The organism is Streptomyces abyssalis (assembly GCF_001751365.1).
In the GTDB taxonomy this organism is placed as follows: domain Bacteria; phylum Actinomycetota; class Actinomycetes; order Streptomycetales; family Streptomycetaceae; genus Streptomyces; species Streptomyces abyssalis.
The window spans coordinates 1-18590 of sequence record NZ_LJGT01000036.1 but is presented as its reverse complement, the minus strand read 5'-3'; the positions used below and the strand labels follow the sequence as shown (position 1 = coordinate 18590).

The 18590-nt window shown below is 71.6% G+C and carries 14 protein-coding genes; 7 read left to right on the top strand and 7 right to left on the bottom strand.

Annotated elements, in window-relative coordinates; genetic code table 11:
• Window positions 1–67: 67 nt before the first annotated feature.
• Complete coding sequence (locus AN215_RS00935; RefSeq protein WP_070012730.1) at window positions 68–403, bottom strand: hypothetical protein; 336 nt, start codon at window positions 401–403, stop codon at window positions 68–70.
• Between the two features lie 236 nt (window positions 404–639).
• Here AN215_RS00935 and AN215_RS00930 point away from each other — a divergent pair, with 236 nt between their 5' ends.
• Genes AN215_RS00930 through AN215_RS00915 form a run of 4 tightly spaced genes read left to right on the top strand, consistent with a single transcriptional unit; the run spans window position 640 to window position 4922 of the window.
• Window positions 640–3369 (top strand): sensor histidine kinase, encoded by a 2730-nt coding sequence (locus AN215_RS00930; protein ID WP_070012731.1) that lies wholly within the window; start codon window positions 640–642, stop codon window positions 3367–3369.
• Window positions 3366–3809 (top strand): roadblock/LC7 domain-containing protein, encoded by a 444-nt coding sequence (locus tag AN215_RS00925; RefSeq protein WP_070012732.1) that lies wholly within the window; start codon window positions 3366–3368, stop codon window positions 3807–3809. Before AN215_RS00930 ends, AN215_RS00925 begins: the two co-directional genes overlap by 4 nt.
• Before the next feature lie 23 nt (window positions 3810–3832).
• Window positions 3833–4312 (top strand): DUF742 domain-containing protein, encoded by a 480-nt coding sequence (locus tag AN215_RS00920; RefSeq protein ID WP_070012733.1) that lies wholly within the window; start codon window positions 3833–3835, stop codon window positions 4310–4312.
• Window positions 4293–4922 (top strand): GTP-binding protein, encoded by a 630-nt coding sequence (locus AN215_RS00915; RefSeq protein ID WP_070012734.1) that lies wholly within the window; start codon window positions 4293–4295, stop codon window positions 4920–4922. Before AN215_RS00920 ends, AN215_RS00915 begins: the two co-directional genes overlap by 20 nt.
• A gap of 90 nt (window positions 4923–5012) precedes the next feature.
• On the opposite strand, the gene glpK is transcribed toward AN215_RS00915, so the two are convergent.
• Window positions 5013–6521: a glycerol kinase GlpK gene (glpK, locus tag AN215_RS00910; RefSeq protein ID WP_070012735.1), complete on the bottom strand. Its 1509-nt coding sequence runs from the start codon at window positions 6519–6521 to the stop codon at window positions 5013–5015.
• Between the two features lie 63 nt (window positions 6522–6584).
• Window positions 6585–7319, bottom strand: coding sequence for an MIP/aquaporin family protein (locus AN215_RS00905; RefSeq protein WP_070012736.1), 735 nt, complete (start codon window positions 7317–7319; stop codon window positions 6585–6587).
• A 533-nt stretch (window positions 7320–7852) separates the two neighbouring features.
• Here AN215_RS00905 and AN215_RS00900 point away from each other — a divergent pair.
• Window positions 7853–9313 (top strand): aldehyde dehydrogenase family protein, encoded by a 1461-nt coding sequence (locus AN215_RS00900; protein WP_070012737.1) that lies wholly within the window; start codon window positions 7853–7855, stop codon window positions 9311–9313.
• A 234-nt stretch (window positions 9314–9547) separates the two neighbouring features.
• Here the strand turns inward: AN215_RS00900 and AN215_RS00895 are convergent, their stop codons facing one another.
• Together AN215_RS00895 and AN215_RS00890 are read right to left on the bottom strand one after the other, a co-directional pair.
• Window positions 9548–10402 (bottom strand): M15 family metallopeptidase, encoded by an 855-nt coding sequence (locus AN215_RS00895; protein WP_070012738.1) that lies wholly within the window; start codon window positions 10400–10402, stop codon window positions 9548–9550.
• A 14-nt stretch (window positions 10403–10416) separates the two neighbouring features.
• Complete coding sequence (locus tag AN215_RS00890; RefSeq protein ID WP_431306300.1) at window positions 10417–12441, bottom strand: glycoside hydrolase family 31 protein; 2025 nt, start codon at window positions 12439–12441, stop codon at window positions 10417–10419.
• A 498-nt stretch (window positions 12442–12939) separates the two neighbouring features.
• On the opposite strand from AN215_RS00890, the gene AN215_RS00885 reads away from it, so the two are divergent.
• Window positions 12940–14967: an acetoacetate--CoA ligase gene (locus AN215_RS00885; RefSeq protein WP_070012740.1), complete on the top strand. Its 2028-nt coding sequence runs from the start codon at window positions 12940–12942 to the stop codon at window positions 14965–14967.
• A gap of 83 nt (window positions 14968–15050) precedes the next feature.
• The gene (locus tag AN215_RS00880; protein WP_070031081.1) at window positions 15051–15989 is read left to right on the top strand and encodes a DUF8829 domain-containing protein; all 939 of its coding nucleotides are present in this window, start codon (window positions 15051–15053) and stop codon (window positions 15987–15989) included.
• 78 nt (window positions 15990–16067) lie between these two features.
• Here the strand turns inward: AN215_RS00880 and ptsP are convergent, their stop codons facing one another.
• Window positions 16068–17738 carry a phosphoenolpyruvate--protein phosphotransferase gene (gene ptsP / locus AN215_RS00875; RefSeq protein WP_070012743.1) on the bottom strand — a complete coding sequence of 557 codons (1671 nt, stop codon included), beginning with the start codon at window positions 17736–17738 and terminating at the stop codon, window positions 16068–16070.
• Window positions 17739–17824: 86 nt separating this feature from the next.
• Complete coding sequence (locus AN215_RS00870; RefSeq protein WP_070012744.1) at window positions 17825–18274, bottom strand: PTS sugar transporter subunit IIA; 450 nt, start codon at window positions 18272–18274, stop codon at window positions 17825–17827.
• Window positions 18275–18590 lie beyond the last annotated feature (316 nt).

Sequence of the window (18590 nt, the reverse complement as noted above, 5' to 3'; positions counted from 1 at the left end):
AGCGGGAAGCCGTGCGGAACGGCCCCGGTCCGGCCGCACCCCCTGCGTCGCCGGCCCCCGTTCCCGGTCACGCCCTCCGGCCGCCGTGCGGCCCCGTTCCGGTTCCACTTCCCGTTCTCGTCCTGGCCCGCTCCACCGCGCGCTGCCGCGCGGCGCTGCTGGGCTCGGAGAGCACCCCGTGCCGCTGCCGCCACACCTGACGGGTCACCCACACGTCGAGCACCGCCCACGTCGCCACCACCGTGCTGGCCACAGTGGAGATCACCATGGGGAAGGCCAGCCACACCTCTGCGAGCGAGCACAGCACGGCGATCATGACCTGGACGAGCGTCACCGCGACTATGACGAGTGCCCGGACCGCCGCCGCACGGACGGGGTCCGGCAGTCTGGGTCTCGCGTACATGATCCTTTCACTCCCCCCTCACGATCCCCCTTACGTCACACGTTTCCACGTCAGTGGCCTGCGCCACAATCCAGGGACGCGTGTGGGGCATCGCCGGACATCTCAGGATGAGGCACCCTGGACGGCCGGTTTTCCCGCTCGGACACATCTACGACTGGGTACTGCGTCAGTAGTAGGCTCACGCCGTTTGCTGTCGGAACTCGCCCCCGAGCGGACGGGGTTGACTAGGGGAGGCCATGCGCTTGCGCGGTAGGTCGATCCGCCGGAAGATCGTGGTGCTGCTGCTGGTGCCGCTGCTGTCTCTGGTGTCCATCTGGGCCTTCGCCACGTACATCACCGGCCGGCAGGCGCAGGAGCTGCTCAACGTGGTCAACACCGTGGACAAGGTGGGCGACCCGGCGCAGGACGCGGCCCAGGCGCTCCAGCGGGAGCGGCGGCAGGTGATGGTCTACCTCGCGGACCCGCGTGGCTCCGAGGCGCTGAGCCAGCTGAAGGAGCAGCAGCGGGACACCGACGCGCAGATCGCGAAGCTGCGCGCCAACGCCCGTGCTCCCGGGCTGCGTTCGAACCTCACGGGTACCGCGCACCAGCGCCTGGACGCGATGCTGGACAAGCTCGAAGGCCTGAAGAAGGTCCGCAAGGCGGAGGAGAGCACACTCACCCGGGGCGGCGCCTTCCAGGCGTACAACGCACTCATCGACCCCTGCTACACGTTCCTCAGCGCGCTGGGCGGCCTCGACGACGTCGACCTCGACAAGCAGGGACGTGCTCTCGTCGGCCTCGTACGTGCACGTGAGTATCTCTCCCGCGAGGACGCGCTGATGGCCGCGGCCCTCGCCTCCGGGAAGATGACAAGCGGCGACAGGCGCGCGTTCTCCGACCGCGTCGCCGAACGGAACCTCACCTACGAGACGACGCTCGCGGAACTGCCCGCCGAGGAACGTCAGGTCTTCGACACCTACTGGAACGGCACCGACGGCGGCACGCTGCGCAGTTACGAGGACGCCGTCATCGCTGCGGGCAGCCGGGGCACCGACGGCGTCGTCAACTCGGAACGCTGGCAGTCTGCGACCTCCACGGTCCTCACCGACCTCGAACGCATGAACTTCGAGGCCCGCGACCGCTACGAGCAGCGCGTGCAGCCGGACGCGACCAAGGTGCTCATCCAGGCCGGAGCGGCGGCCGTGCTCGGTGCCGCCGCCGTCATCGCCTCGGTGATCATCTCCTTCCGGGTCGGCCGCGGCCTCGTACGCGACCTGCGCACCCTGCGCAGAGAGGCCCAGGAGGCCGCCGGAGTGCGGCTCCCGAGCGTCATGCGCCGTCTCGCCGCCGGCGAGGCCGTCGACATCGAGACCGAGGCGCCGAAGCTGGAGTACTCGCAGGACGAGGCCGGGCAGGTCGGACAGGCCGTCAACACGCTTCAGCGCGCCGCCGTCGAAGCAGCCGTCAAACAGGCCGACATGCGACGCGGCGTCTCCGAGGTGTTCGTCAACCTGGCCCGCCGGAACCAGGTTCTGCTGCACAAGCAGCTGAGCCTCCTGGACCACATGGAGCGCCGCACCGAGGACTCCGACGAACTCGCCGACCTCTTCCGCCTCGACCACCTCACCACCCGCATGCGCCGCCACGCGGAAGGGCTCGTGATCCTCTCCGGAGCCGCGCCCTCCCGGCAGTGGCGCAAGCCCGTGCAGCTGATGGACGTCGTACGCGCCGCCGTCGCCGAGGTCGAGGACTACGAACGCATCGAGGTCCGCCGCCTGCCGCGGCTCGCGGTGGACGGCGGCTCCGTTGCCGACCTCACGCACCTCATCGCCGAACTCCTGGAGAACGCGACCGTCTACTCGCCTCCTCACACGGCGGTCCAGGTCCTCGGCGAACGCGTCGCGAACGGCTACACCCTGGAGATCCACGACCGCGGCCTCGGCATGGCGGCCGACGCGCTCCTGGAGGCGAACCTGCGGCTCGCGGAGACACCGGAGTTCGAACTCTCCGACACCGACCGCCTCGGCCTCTTCGTGGTCTCCCGCCTCGCACAGCGCCAGGGCGTACGCGTGTCGCTGCAGCCCTCGCCGTACGGGGGCACCACGGCCGTCGTCCTGCTCCCCGGCAGGATCCTCACGGAGACCTCGGGGCACGACGAGGACCGGCTGGAGCGGAGGCCGTCGGGCAACGGCGTCTCCGGCACCCGGCTGGACGCACTCACCCGCGGTCCTTCGGCGCCGGGTCCGAGCGGGACTCCGCGGCAGCCGGCCGCTCTCGACGGTCCCGTCGAACTGGAGGCGCCGCTGGGCGAGTTGGAGGAGGGCTCGGGCTCCGGGCGCGAGAGCGGCAGGGAGGACGCGAACGGCGGCCGCCGCACGCCGCTCCACAGCGCCCCCGGGCCGGCCCTGGGCGGTCCCAGACCCGGCCTCGAACAGCACCAGCAGGCCGAGGACGACCCGGGGGGCTCCTCCCGGCCCTCGTCGTCCGGTGAGGGCGCGGGCGGCCTGGCCCCGCTGCCGCGCCGCCGCCCCCGTACGCCGGTGCTGGTCGCCGACCACGGGCGTACGGTCGGACGCGACGAGGAGGCCTCAGAGACGCAGGAGGCCGAGGAGGCCGACGGGACGGAAGAGCGCCGGGACCGTCGGGGCCGCCAGGACCACTCCGCGGAGGCCGGAACAGGTCAGGGCACCACGCCGTCCGCCGGACCCGCGCAGTCCGGTACGGTCTCCGGACTGCCCCGCAGGGTCCGTCAGGCGAGCCTGGCACCCCAGCTCAAGCAGGATTCGGGCGACAGCGCACCGGGGCGCGGCGACCAAGGTCCCCGCCCCGACGATCTCGCCGACCGCGACGCGGACGAGGTACGCAGCCGGATGGCCTCGCTCCAGCGCGGCTGGCAGCGCGGCCGCCTGCACAACGCCGGCGCGTCGGGGGACGAGGCGGCGGAGTCAGCACCAGGAACGACACCGGAGGGGGACGGTCGATGACCGCACCGAAAGGCACGGAGAGCAACGCTTCTGGGAGCGGTGAACTCAACTGGCTCCTGGACGAGTTGGTCCAGCGTGTCGGCAGCATCAGCAAGGCTCTCGTGCTCTCCGGCGACGGGCTGCCCCGTGGAGCCTCCCAGAACCTGACGCGGGAGGACGGCGAGCATCTGGCCGCCGTCGCGTCCGGTTTCCACAGCCTTGCCAAGGGCGTCGGCCGGCACTTCGACGTGGGCGGCGTGCGCCAGACCGTCGTCGAACTGGAGGAGGCGTTCCTCTTCGTCACGGCAGCCGGCGACGGCAGCTGCCTCGCCGTGGTGGCCGAGGCGGACGCCGACGTCGGGCTGATCGCCTACGAGATGACGCTCCTGGTCAAGCGGGTCGGTGCGCACCTGGGCACCGCCCCCCGGTCGGGCCCGCCGAGCCGCGCCGGCGGCAACTGACGGGATCTGAACGGGACACAGTGATGACGGACCGCTGGTTCGACGACGCCGCAGGGCCTGTGGTGCGGCCGTACGCCATGACGCGCGGCCGCACCCGCAGCAGCTCCGACGAGGTACGTCTCGACCTCATCGCCCTGGTGATCGCGCAGAGCCGGGACGGTGAAGGGCCCGCGAAGGCCCAGGAGACCGGCGACGGCGGCGGCGACAATCACCAGGGCGCGGCCGGTGAGGACACCGGCGGCGGCGCCCACGACAACACAGATGTGCTCGCGGACAACTCCCTCGCTCCGGAGCACGTCGACATCGTCGTCCAGTGCCGCCGCGCTCCGCAGTCCGTCGCCGAGCTGGCCGCCGAGCTGGACCTTCCCGTCGGCGTCGTACGCGTTCTCATCGGGGACCTCATCGACGCGGACTGGGTACGCGTGAGCAGGCCCGTCCCTCCGGCGGAACTGCCGGACGAAAGCATTCTCAGAGAGGTAATCGATGGCCTTCGGGCGCTCTAAGCGAGGCGCGAGCAAGGCGACACCAGCCGAACCGGTGACGCTGAAACTTCTCGTGGCCGGCGGATTCGGCGTCGGCAAGACAACACTCGTCGGCTCCGTCAGCGAGATCAAACCGCTGCGCACGGAGGAGACACTCACCGAGGCGGGCCGCCCGGTGGACGACACCGCCGGGGTGGAGTCGAAGTCCACCACGACCGTCGCCATGGACTTCGGCCGCATCACCATCAACGACGGCCTGGTGCTCTACCTGTTCGGCACGCCCGGCCAGGACCGGTTCTGGTTCCTGTGGGATGAGCTGGCGCAGGGGGCACTCGGCGCGGTCGTGCTCGTCGACACGCGGCGGCTGGAGGACAGCTTCGCCGGCATCGACTACTTCGAACGCCGGAGCATCCCCTTCACCGTCGCGGTCAACCACTTCGACGGTGCGGAGGTCTACCCTCCCGACGCCATCCGCGAGGCGCTCGACCTGGATGCGGAGGTACCGGTGCTGGTGTGCGACGCCCGCCGCCGCGAGTCCGTCCGCGACGTGCTCGTCTCCGTCGTCGAGCATGCGATGCGCCGTGCCGTGGCCGCCCAGCAGACGGAGCCCCGCCCCGCCCCGGCGCGCTGAACGCCGCCGGGACCGGACGAGGCTCCGCCACTGCCGTGCGGCGTGCGGCGGTGCCGCACGCCGCGGGACGGGTGAGCCGCCGTCAGCCGGTCACTCGCTGTCCTCCAGCCAGCCGAAGCTGCGCTCCACCGCCTTGCGCCAGTTGTGGTACTCGCGGCCCCGGGCGTCCTCGTCCATCTGGGGAGTCCACTCCGCGTCGCGCTTCCAGTGGCTGCTGAGCTCGTCCAGGTCGGACCAGACCCCTGTCGCCAGCCCCGCCGCGTAGGCGGCGCCGAGACACGTCGTCTCCGCGACGACCGGCCGGATCACCGGTACGCCGAGCACGTCCGCCTGGTGCTGCATGAGCAGGTTGTTCCCGGTCATGCCGCCGTCGACCTTCAGGCTGGTGATGTGGACGCCGGAGTCCTGGTACATGGCGTCCACGACCTCGCGCGTCTGCCAGCTCGTGGCCTCCAGCACCGCGCGGGCCAGGTGCCCCTTGGTGACGTAGCGCGTCAGTCCGGCCACCACGCCGCGCGCGTCCGAGCGCCAGTACGGAGCGAACAGCCCCGAGAAGGCCGGGACGATGTAGGCACCGCCGTTGTCGTCGACGCTCGCCGCGAGCGTCTCGATCTCGGCGGCCTCCTTGATGATGCCCAGCTGGTCACGGAACCACTGGACCAGCGCGCCCGTGATGGCGATCGACCCTTCCAGGCAGTACGTGGGAGCCTCACCGCCGAGCTGGTAGGCCATCGTCGTCAGCAGCCCGTTCTTGCTGGGTACGGGCCGCTGCCCGGTGTTCAGCAGCAGGAACGAGCCGGTGCCGTAGGTGTTCTTGGCCTCGCCGACGGAGTAGCACGTCTGCCCGAACAGCGCCGCGTGCTGGTCGCCGAGCGCGGACGCCACCGGCACCCCGGCGACCTGGCCGTGTGCCGTCCCGTAGACCTCCGACGAGGACCTGATCTCCGGCAGCACGGCCGCGGGCACGTTCATCGCGTCGAGGATGGACTGGTCCCACTGGAGGGTCTCCAGGTTCATCAGCATGGTGCGCCCGGCGTTGGTGACGTCGGTGACGTGCACCCCGCTGTCCGTGGCCCCCGTGAGGTTCCAGATCAGCCAGGAGTCGATGGTGCCGAAGGCGATCTCGCCGGCTTCGGCCCGCTGCCGCAGACCGGGCACGTTGTCCAGGAGCCAGGCGACCTTGGGCCCGGCGAAGTAGCTCGCCAGCGGCAGGCCCGTACGGTCGCGGAAGCGGTCCTGGCCGTCCGAGCCGCCCAGCTCGGTGCAGAGGGCGGCGGTGCGGGTGTCCTGCCAGACGATGGCGTTGTGGACCGGCTTTCCGGTCTTCCTGTCCCACAGGACGGTGGTCTCACGCTGGTTGGTGATGCCCAGCGCGCTCAGCTGGTCGGCGCGCAGACCGGCCTTGGCGATCGCCCCGGCCACCACCGCCTGCACCTTGGACCAGATTTCGGTGGCGTCGTGCTCCACCCACCCCGGCTTCGGGAAGATCTGGCGGTGCTCGCGCTGGTCGACGGCTACGACGGCGCCGTCCTGGTTGAAGATGATGCAGCGGCTCGACGTGGTGCCCTGGTCGATCGCTGCGACGAACTTGTCCGACATGGTCGCGTCCCCTTGTCCGAACCGGAGTGCTGGAGAGAGAGTCCCGGGGCCCTCGGCCCGGGGTCAGAAGGCGAGTTTGAAGATGCCCGCCGCTATCGCGGCCCCGACGAGCGGACCGGCGACCGGGACCCAGGAGTAACCCCAGTCCGACCCGCCCTTGTTGGGGATCGGCAGCAGCGCGTGGGCTATGCGGGGCCCGAGGTCGCGGGCGGGGTTGATGGCGTACCCGGTCGGGCCGCCGAGCGAGAGCCCGATGCCGACGACGAGCAGAGCGACGATGAGAACCTGCGTACCGTTCTTGGCCAGTGCCGTGGTCGCACCGAAGGCGAGTATCGGCAGAACCAGCGCGACGGTCGCGATTATCTCCGTGGCGAGGTTGGCGGCCGGGTTGCGCACCTCGGGAATCGTGGAGAAGTTGCCGAGCGTCCCCTGGGCGAACTCGGGGTCGGCGTTGGCGGCGAACTGTGCGTAATAGGCCACCCACACCAGGACGGCACCGATGACGGCGCCGATCATCTGCGCGGCTATGTAGAGCGGCACCTTGCCCCACTCGCCGCTGTCGAGGGCGAGGGCCACGGTCACCGCGGGGTTGATGTGCCCGCCCGAGAGCGGCAGCGCCGTGTAGGCGCCGGCCAGGACGCCGAAGCCCCAGCCGAAGGCGATGACGACCCAGCCGGAGGCGGCGGCCTTGGAGAAACGCAGATTGACAGCGGCACAGACACCGGCTCCGAACAGGATGAGAATCGCGGTGCCGATCACCTCACCCGCGAAGATGTCCGTGTTGGAGAACTGGCTCATGACGGCTCCTTGTCCCTTGGCCGGGGGAGGTGCCCCCGGACGTTCCTTCGGGATGGTGCTTGATCTGGCACGGAGCCGGCGCCAGGGCAGAGGGCCGCTGATCACGGTCCGGCGCGCCACCCCGCCCGGTCTCCGTGACGAGCGTGTCGGCAGTGTTCATCGCAGCTGAGGGACCGTCAAGGGCATTGACATCATGGACGTGCCGGGCCGCGCAGGTCATCGACATCGCCGCCGTGTCGGAGTGATCCGCTCCGTATTTCCCCCGGATCCCGGGGCCCCGTGGCGCGCTCGCGGACCCTGGCCCGTACGGGATCGCCGGGAGGATTCCGCTTCCTGCCGGCGGGGTGGGGCGGGGGCGGACGGGCCACGACCGTTGACACCCGCGCCGGGGCAGCCGGAGACTCCGGCTAGCAAATATGAACGAAAGTTCGCCTGGCGAACATGGTCCTGCTCGCGGCGTCCGGCGGCTCACGGCCCCGCACCGGCGGCGGGACCTCGCACCGGCACCGCCGCCACCTCGGGAGGGCCCCGGCATGACCGTCCACCGCGACCTGTTCATCGGCGGGCAGGATGTCCCCGCCGCCTCCGGACGCACGGCCGAGGACCACAACCCTTACACCGGCGAGGTGTACGCCACGGTCGCCGCGGGCGGACCTGAGGACGTGCGCCGAGCGGTCGCCGCCGCCGACGCGGCGTTCCCGTCCTGGGCGGCGACCGGGCCGGCCGAGCGCCGCGCCGTCTTCCTCAAGGCCGCCGACATCCTGGACTCCCGCGGCGAGGAGGCCGCGACGGTCATGGCGCAGGAGGCGGGAGGCAGCCGCCCCTGGGCCCTCTTCAACGTGCAGCTTGCCTCCGGGATGCTCCGCGAGGCGGCTGCGGCGGTCACCGCCCCCCAGGGCGAGGTGCTGACCCCGCAGGACGACGGGACGCTGAGCCTGGCCGTCCGCGAACCGGTCGGTGTCGTGGCGGCGTTCGCCCCGTGGAACGCACCGGTCATCCTCGGCACCCGTGCCGTGGCCGCGCCGCTCGCCGCGGGCAACACCGTCGTCGTCAAACCCAGCGAGGACGCACCGCTGGCGTGCGGCTACTTCGTGGCGGACGTACTGCGCGAGGCGGGCCTGCCCGACGGTGTGCTCAACGTCGTCAGCAACGCCCCCGAGGACGCCGCCGAAGTCGCCGCGACGCTGGTGGCCGAACCGGCGGTGCGCGCGGTCAACTTCACCGGCTCGACGGGCGTCGGCCGGCTCATAGGCAATCTCGCGGCGCAGCATCTCAAGCCCGCTGTCCTGGAGTTGGGCGGCAAGAACTCCGTCATCGTCCTCGACGACGCGGACGTCGACTACGCCGTCGACGCCGCCACGTTCGCGGTCTTCATGAACGCCGGGCAGATCTGCATGTCGGGTGACCGCATCCTGGTGCACGCCGCACTGGCGGAGGAGTTCACCGAGAAGTTCACCGCGAAGGTCGCCTCGCTGCCGCACGGCGGTCCGGCGGAACCCGCCACCGTCATCGGTCCGATGGTGAACGCCGCGTCCGCGGAACGGGTCGCGGCTCTCGTACGGGACGCCGTCGGCAAGGGAGCCGAGGTGCTCACCGGGGGAGGCGCACCGGAGAACGCCGTGCACCCGGCCACCGTGCTCACCGGCGTCACCCCTGGCATGGAGCTGTACCACGGTGAGGCGTTCGGCCCCGTCTGCGCGATCGCCACCTTCACCGATGACAACGAGGCCGTCGCTCTGGCCAACGACACCGAACACGGCCTGACTTGCGGCATCATCACCGAGAACGGCACGCACGGGCTCGCCGTCGCGCGACGCATACGCACCGGCATCGTGCACGTGGGCGACCAGTCGGTCGCGGACGAACCCCAGGTCCCCTTCGGCGGATTCAAGGCGTCCGGCTACGGCCGGTTCGGCGGCCGCTGGGGCATCGAGGCGTTCAGCAACACCCGCTGGGTCACGCTCGCCACGCGGCACGCGCACTACCCGTTCTGAGGCCCGCCGGAGGGCCGCCCGGTCCCGGATGTCACGGCCGTGTCACCGGACGCGCACACGTGCGTACGGACCGTCCGGGCGGTGAACCGTCCCGTCGCCGCCGCCGTCCACGACGTCAGTACGGCGGCACGGGACCCACGGGGGTGGCTCCGTGCCGCCGTACGGGGCCGGGTCCGTTCGTCCGGCGACCAGGTGCTCCGGCGAGCCGGGCACCAGTGCCCCGCCGGTGGCCGTTCAGCGTCCTTCGAGCGCGCGGCGCCACACGGGGAAGTCGAAGTAGGTCTCCGGGAACGTCTCTTCCGTGAGGGTGTAGTGCCACCACTCCTCGGGGAGGTTGGTGAACCCGGACTTCTCCATCGTGTTTTTCAGCAGCATCCGGTTCGCCCGCTGCTTGCCCTCGATCCGCGGATCGAGTGTGTGCGAGAGCGTGTCGAAACAGTCGTAACCGGTGCCCATGTCCACGGAGTTGTCGGGGAAGCGCACATCCTGCGGCGCGAAGCAGGAAACGAGCGGCTCACCCGGCCGGTACGGACGCGTCGGCTTCGCCGGCAGCCGCACCAGTGTCAGATCGACCGTGCTGCCCCTGCTGTGGCCGGACTTCTCGGCGATGTAGCCGTCCTCGAACAGACGGTCCTTGTCCACGCGCGGGTAGAACTCGTCCTTCATCCGCTCGTCGTCCAGGTCCTTCGCCCACTTCACGAAGTGGTCGACCGCCCGCTGCGGGCGGTAACAGTCGTACACCTTCAGGGAGTAGCCCTTCCTGAGGAGCGAGCGCTGCGCCGTCCGCAGCGCCTCGGCGGTGTCGCGGGTGACGATGCACATGCTCTGCCGGTAGCCGTGCACGCGGTCGCCGACGAAGTTGTGCCGCGTCCGGTAGCGGATCTCCTCCAGGACGGTGGGGGCGACGTCCCGCAGCGCGACGAACTCCCCGGGCGCGGAGGGGTCTTGGTGCCCGCCGCCCCGGTGGCTTCGCTGAGCGGGGTCACCGGGCGCGGCCGAGGCTGCGGGTGCTGCGGACACGAGAGTGGCCAGGGCGAGCAGCGCGGCTGCGAGCGCCGTGCGGCTGAATGATCCTCTGAATGCTGCCATGGCCCATTCGTCTATCAGCTCCGCAGGCGCACCGGGTAGCCCACGGGAGCACCGTCCTCGCGCATCACCACCGTGGTGCCGCCGCGCCGCAGGACCGTGAAGCGCTCCGCGGGCGCCGGCTGTTCCCCGCGCCCCGCACCGGCTTCCCGGATGACCAGCCCTTTGCCGCGGCGTCCCGGTGCGGGCGTCCAGACCTCCAGTTCCGTGCCCCCGTCCGTGCCGGTCACCGGCACCGCCGCTCCGGCACGGGCCAGCACGGGGATGCGCGACAGCGGGGCATCGAGGAGCACTTCGCCCGGGCCTTCGTGCACCTCGCCCGTCACCGTCTCGTACCACCGGCCGTGCGGCAGCCGCACCGTCCGGCGGCGGGCGCCCTCCTCCAGCACCGGTGCCACCAGCAGCGCGTCGCCGAGCAGAAAGGCGTCGCCGCAGTCGCGCAGTGACCGCTCACGTGGATGCTGCCACCACAGCGGGCGTACGTACGGTGCGCCGGTGCGGTGCGCGAGATGCGCCAGCGTGGTGAAGTACGGCCGTAGCCTCTCCCGTTCGGCCATGGCCGAAGCGCAGCCCGACAGCGTCTCGCCGCCGAACGCCCAAGGCTCCCTCGGGCCGGTCCCCTTGGCGAGACGGACGTGGAACAGCGGGAAGTAGGCGGCGAGTTGGAACCAGCGCAGATAAAGCTCCGGAGACGGGGTGCCGGCCGGCCCTCCGATCCCCGGGCCCGAATACGGCACACCGCACAGACCCAGACCCACCACCAGGGACAGTGACTCACGCAGTCCCTCCCACCCTGTGGCCACCTCGCCGCACCAGGTTCCGCCGTCGCGCTGCACGCCCGCCCAGCCCCCTTGCGAGAGGGCGAAGCCGGCGCTGTCGTGCGCCGTCGCGGACGGTTCCTGTGCGCCCGCAGCGGACGACGCGGTCTTCCCGGCGTCGTCGTCGCCGGACACGAGGTGCACGCCCTGGGCCTGCAACTCGGCGGCCAGAGGCGGCAGACCGGCCCGCCGTCCGCGTTCGCCCCTGAGGATCAGGTTCGCGGCGTGACCTGCGTGCCCTGCGGAACCTGCCGGGCCGTCCAAGTGCAGGGCACGCAGCGGCAGTTCATGCTCGCGGTAACCCGCCGCGACCTGACCCGGCCGCCGGCCCGGACCGGCGCCGAGTCCCGCGTGCTGGTGCCCCAGTGCCCACCCGGGCGGCAGCGCGGGCGCACCCGTCAGGCGTGCCCAGCCGTGCAGCACCCGTGCCGGCGGACCGGCCATCACCCAGTAGCGCAACGGCCCCCCGGACATGCGGACTTGACTGTGCCCCGGACGGTCGTGTCCCGAGCCTCGGCCCTCCAGGCCCTGGCGCACCGTCACCCGGCCCTCTCCCGGGTTGTCGTGAAAGACCAGATGCGTGCCCGCGTCTGCGACGACGAGCTGGACGGGCATGGTGAGGTCCGGCACGCGGCCCCCGTGCCGGGCGGCGTCCGGGGCGGTGGCGGCGGCGCGCCCGTGCAGCGGATACGAGCCGTCGGGCAGGCTGGGTCCGCACGTACGTCCGCCGAGCCCGAAGAAGCGGGCGTCGGCGGCCACTTGGGAGCGGTGCATCCACCGGCCGCCCCGGCTGACGGGCGGCACCCCCGCTTCGAGCCCCCGCGGCGCGGCGGCTTCGTCCCGCCCCGCAGCTGCCGCCTCCCCGACGGTTGCCCGGGCGTCCTCCGGCTCCGCCGCCCCCTGCACCCCGGCAGGCTCGTCCCGCTTCCCGTCCCCGGCGCTGCCCGTCTCCCACCAGCGCGGCGGAAGGTCCCTGCGCAGCAACTCACCGCCGGGAGTGCGCACTTCGACCGTCCCATGGCGGGAGACGGTCAGCAGCAGCCGTTCGGACACCAGCCGCCATCCGCCGTCCTTGTCCGGCTCCAGCACCGCACGGGTGTCCACGTCCGGAACGGGACCGGGCAGCGCGTACGAAGGGCTCGGTTCCGCCTCGTCCCAGCCGAGGAAGACGGCACCCCCCACAGCGACTCGTACCGAGAGCGACGACCGCTCGAACCGGATCACCCCGCCCCCCGGCCGGGTCACCGCGCCGCTCGCCGCCCCGGGCACACGGGCCCTCTCGGCTCCACCCGGCCGCTGCCGCCCTGATGTACCTCGCCGCAGTCCCCACGAGGCTCGCTGGGCCTTGGGCCGTCCAGGACTCGACCGCCCCGGCTTCGACCGCCACGCCGCCCCCGCCGCACGCACCGCCCCCACCAGGCCACGCCCATCCATGCTGTTCAGCGTGCCAGCGGGGGCGTCGCCCGTCACCGGCGTTCAACCGGAGTTCACTCAGCGAACATCCGCTCGTGCCGTGCGCCTTCTCCCTTCCACACGCCTTCGGCCGGTGTGTGGGGCCGGCGCCCGTGCCCGTCACCGTAGGAGCGTGCTCCCGCCACATTCGCCGCGAGGCGGGCATGTGGTGTGCGCCCTGGCGTGAGTGTTGATCACATGGCATCGTCCAGGTCAGCCACACGTACGCCCGCAAGGCGTGCCGCCAGCCCATCCGGACCGGGAGCCGCCATGACCGCAGCGCACAGCACACCGCAACCGCACCCCGTCTCGCCGGAGCCTCTCTGGCGGCCGGGACCGGACCGCGTGGCTGGCGCACGGATCACACGCTTCCAGGCATGGGCCGCCGAACACCACGGTGCGCCCGCCGCCGTCCCCGGCGACCCGGAGGCGAGCTACGCGGCGCTGCACCGCTGGTCCGTGGAGGAACTGGCCTCCTTCTGGCAGGCGCTCACCGAATGGTTCGACGTCCGCTTCTCCGCCCCGTACGAAACGGTGCTGGCCGGCTCCTCCATGCCCGGCGCCGAATGGTTCCCCGGCGCGAAGCTCAACTACGCAGAGCACGCGCTGCGCACGGCCGAGGACCCGGCACGCGTCGACGACCCTGCACTGCTGCACGTCGACGAGGAGCATGAGCCGAGCCCCGTCACCTGGGGCGAACTCCGCCGCCAAGTGGGCTCCCTCTCCGCCGAACTGCGCCGGCTCGGCGTACGTCCGGGCGACCGCGTCAGCGGCTACCTGCCCAACGTTCCCCAGGCGGTCGTCGCCCTGCTCGCGACCGCCGCCGTCGGAGCGGTGTGGACCTCCTGCGCGCCGGACTTCGGTGCGCGCAGCGTCCTCGACCGCTTCCAGCAGGTCGAGCCGGCCGTGCTGTTCACGGTCGACGGATACCGCTACGGCGGCAAGGAACACGACCGCCGCGAGACCGTCGCCGAACTCCGCCGCGAACTGCCCAGCCTGCGCGCGGTGGTTCACATCCCGCTGCTCGGCACGCCCGCCCCCGATGGAACGCTGGAGTGGTCCGCCCTGACCTCCGCTCCCGCCGACAGCGCCCCCGTCTTCGAGCAGGTGCCTTTCGATCACCCGTTGTGGGTCCTGTACTCCTCCGGCACCACGGGGCTGCCCAAGGCCATCGTCCAGTCGCAGGGCGGAATCCTACTGGAACACCTCAAGCAGCTCGGCCTGCACTGCGACACCGGCCCTGGTGACCGCTTCTTCTGGTACACCTCCACCGGCTGGATGATGTGGAACTTCCTCATCTCCGGCCTCCTGACCGGCAGCACCGTCGTCACCTACGACGGCAGCCCGGGGCACCCGGACATGAACGCGCAGTGGCAGGTGGCCTCCCGCACCGGCACCACCTTCTTCGGCACCTCGGCCGCGTACGTCATGGCCTGCCGCAAGGCGGACATCCATCCCGGTCGTGACCTCGACCTCTCACGCGTCAAGTGCGTCGCCACCACGGGGTCGCCGCTGCCGCCCGACGGTTTCCGCTGGATCCACGACGAGGTCTCCGAGGACATGTGGATCGCCTCCGTCAGCGGCGGCACCGACGTCTGCAGCTGCTTCGCCGGCGCCGTCCCCACCCTCCCCGTGCACACCGGAGAGCTGCAGGCGCCCTCACTCGCGACGGACCTGCAGTCATGGGACCCCCAGGGCAAGCCGCTCACGGACGAGGTCGGCGAACTCGTCGTCACCCGCCCTCTGCCGTCCATGCCCATCCGCTTCTGGAACGACCCGGACGGAACGCGCTACCGCGAGAGCTACTTCGAGATGTTCCCCGGCGTCTGGCGGCACGGCGACTGGATCACGCTCACCGGCCGCAACACCGTCGTCATCCACGGCCGTTCGGACTCCACGCTCAACCGTCAGGGCGTGCGCATGGGGTCCGCCGACATCTACGAGGCCGTGGAGCGGCTGCCCGAGATCCGCGAATCCCTCGTCATCGGAGTCGAGCAGGCGGACGGGGGCTACTGGATGCCGCTCTTCGTGCACCTCGCTCCGGGAGCCGAGCTCGACGACACGCTGCGTGACCGCATCAGGCGCACCATCCGGGAAGGGCTCTCACCGCGCCACGTACCCGACGAGATCATCGAGATCGCGGGCGTGCCGCACACGCTCACCGGCAAGCGTCTCGAAGTCCCCGTGAAGCGCCTGCTCCAGGGCGCCCGACTGGACAAGGCCGTCAACCCCGGATCCGTCGACGACGTCGAGCTGCTCCGCTTCTACGAGCGGCTCGCCCAGGACCGCGCCGGCTGAGCGCCGCCGCCGCGGCGGCCCGTTGTCAGACCCCCCGATTACGGTGAGTGAGCAAGTGGTCCGTATGGCCCGAGGGGGAGCCCATGGCACACACCAGAAGCCGCAGACGCAGCCGCCGCCGCACCCTGCGTCGCGAAGCACCCAGCATCGTCCCGGTCCTGGCCGACGAGTCGCACTTCGCGCGCATGCGGGCGTACGGATCCTTCACGTTCGACGATCACCAGAGCTACCTGAGGCAACTGGAAGGCATGCTGCGCGCGCTGACGGCCGATCACGTGCACACCCGCGTGGCCTTGTTCGACCCCGTCGACTACGAGCTGTTCTGCCAGGAGCAGCGGCTCGACCCCGACACCGCGTCCAGCAGAGGGCGCTTTGTCGCGGAGGTCGCCGTGACCGGCACCACCGTGCCGTACAGGGGACAGACCCTGGCCCGGCTGCTGCCGCAGCTCCGCGACGCGCACGCGTGCCGCCTCACCTGGCAGGCGGGAGCCGAGATCCTGGCAAGGGCGGGTTCCTGCGGGCGGTGCGGCACCGACGTCGGCAAGGCGGCCTTCGACCGCGCCGCTCACGCGCTGAGCACGCTCCTCGACGCGGCCGGCCCCGGCGTCCATCACCTGGTCGCCAGCGTCGCCGTCCCCGGCTCACCGCTCGCCGCGGCACTCGATGTGCGCCGCACGCCCGAAGGCGCCTGCCACGCCCACGAGTCCGCGGCGCTGGCACTGACCACGGCGCTCGCCGCCGGGTTCGCGTCCGGCAGCCACGGCGGTCTCGTGCTCCGTACGGAAGCCGGCGGCTCCGACGGCAGAGGCGGCGGACCGGTCGGCGGGGGCCCGCCGGGTGACGTGGTTCGCGGCTGGCGGCTCGACCCCGCCGGATGCTGGCTGAGCCCGCTGAGCGCCGCCGAGGTCTTCGCGGCCTACTGCACCGACCCGGCCACGCGGGAGCCGGTGGCCCCGGAGCCCGGGGTCGAGCACGCGCCCGGCCACGACTTGCCGCACCCGGGAGGTGGACTGCACTGCTGAGCAGGTCCGCACGAGCACCGGCGGTCCGCGACCGGCGTCAGACATACACCGGCCGCGGACCGGCCGCCGGCCCTGATCTCACTCGCCGGAAAGCACGGCCTGCGCGGCGATCAGCGAGTCCTGCGCGCTGTCCGCCGCACGCGCCGCCGCGGCCGCGCGCTCACACTGGGCCAGCGTGTGCTTCGCCAGCGTCGCCCGTACGTACGGGATGGACGCGGCGCCCATCGACAGGCTCGTCACCCCGAGCCCCGTCAGCACACACGCGAGCAGCGGGTCGGCAGCAGCCTCCCCGCACACTCCGCAGCTCTTCCCCTCCGCCGCTGCCGCCTCGGCCGCGAGCGCCACCAGATCCAGCAACGCGGGCTGCCAGGGGTCCTGCAGCCGCGAGACCGCGCCCACCTGACGGTCCGCGGCGAAGGTGTACTGCGCGAGATCGTTCGTCCCCAGCGAGAGGAACTCCACCTCCTGCAGCACGGACCGCGCACGCAGCGCAGCCGACGGCACCTCCACCATGACCCCGCACTTGGCCTCCAGCCCCACCGCCCGGCAGGCCTCGGCGAACGCCCTGGCGTCGGCTCGGTCGGCCACCATCGGAGCCATCACCTCCAGGTAGACCGGAAGCCCGTCGGCCGCCTTCGCAAGCGCCGCGAGCTGTCCCTGGAGCACCTCCGGGTGGTCGAGCAGCGTACGCAGACCGCGGACTCCGAGCGCGGGGTTGGGCTCGTCGCCCGGCGTGAGGAAGTCCAGCGGCTTGTCCGCCCCGGCGTCCAGCACACGCACGACGACGCGCCCCTCAGGAAAGGCCTCCAGCACCTGCCTGTAGGCCGTGACCTGCTTCTCCTCCGAGGGCGCCTTCATGCTGTCGTCGAGGAAGAGGAACTCCGTGCGGAACAGCCCGACGCCCTCCGCGCCCGCTTCCACAGCGGCACTCACGTCCGCGGGTCCTCCGACGTTCGCCAGCAGCGGCACCTTGTGACCGTCGGACGTCGCCCCCGGCCCCTTGGCCGCATCGAGCGTCGCTTTCCGCTCCTGCGCCTCCCGGGCCAGCTCGGCCTGCTCCTCCTCACTCGGCGACACCCGCACCGTGCCGGTGCTGCCGTCAACAGCCACCACGGTGCCCTCCGCCACCTCGCAGGCACCGGCCAGCGCCACGACGGCGGGCACCCCCAACGCGCGGGCCAAAATGGCGCTGTGACTCGTCGGACCGCCCTCTTCCGTGACGAACCCGAGCACGAGCCCCGGATCCAGCAACGCGGTGTCGGCCGGAGCCAGGTCGCGCGCGATCAGCACGTACGGCTGGTCGCTGTCGGGCACACCCGGCATCGGAACACCCATGAGCCGCGCGATGATGCGGTTCCGTACGTCGTCGAGATCCGCGACCCGGCCCGCCAGGTACTCACCGGCGCCGGCGAGCAGAGCCCGGTAGGCGGCGAAGGCGTCGTAGACGGCCCGTTCCGCCGTGCTTCCCACCGCGATGCGCCGTTCGACGTCGGCCATCAGTTCGGGGTCCTGCGCCATCATGGCCTGCGCCTCGAGGACTGCCTGCGCCTCACCGCCCGCGAGATTGCCCCTGGCCATCAGGTCGTTGGCCACGGCTTCGACGGAACGTTGCGCACGCTGCTGCTCCCGCGGCGCCTCGGACTCGGAGATCTGCCTGGCCGGCGGCTCCATGACCGCCGTACCCATGTGCCGGACCTCACCGATCGCCACTCCGTGACTCACGCCGACACCTCGAAGGGGTGTTTCCATCTCACTCATCTCCGGTTGGTGCGGTGAGCCGGCCACCGCTGTACTTCACGCGTACCAGACGCTCTGCGCGGGAGCGGGCACGGGCGTCACTTCCACTTGAAGAGTGTCGTAGCCGTGTCGACGACACCCTCCTCCAGTACGGCCCCGAGCGAGTCGGCGGCGGCCTCGAGCGCGATCACCGGCGATACCGGCGACTTCCCCGCCTGTTCGATGACGGCCGGGTCCCAGCGCACGAGCGCCTGTCCGCGCTCCACCGTGTCGCCCTTGGCGGCCAGGAGTTCGAAACCTTCTCCGTTGAGCTGGACCGTGTCGATCCCGAGATGGGTCAGCACACCGTGACCGTCCGGATCGACGACGACGAAGGCGTGCGGATGCAGCGAGACGATGATCCCGTCGACGGGGGAGACGGCTTCGATGGGCTCCCGTACGGGGTCCACGGCGGTGCCGGGCCCGACCATCGCCCCTGAGAAGACAGGGTCGGGCACCGCCGAAAGCCCGATGGCGACTCCGGCCAGGGGGGACGTAACGGTGGTCATGGCGCCTCCCGGTGAGGGAACGGAACGTCCGCCGTCCCCGACCTGTCCTGGACGGCGCATCGTTGAGAAGCGTAAGTCATGGAAACGGCCCGCTCAGCGCGAGCGAGAGGGTGTGGCGTGTGCGTACCGGCCCCGCACGGGCCCCGTGTGGTGGGAAATCAATTTGCCCCTGCTTCTGCAGCCCGGTAACGTCGCCCCTCGGCCCGGCGCCCGACAGCTCGGCCTGCAGCCCCAATTCGTTTGCGGGGCAAGGAGTTTGATAGTGTCGGGTTCACCGAGAGGGAAGCGCCCGGAGTGGCCTGTGGCAGGGTTGTGA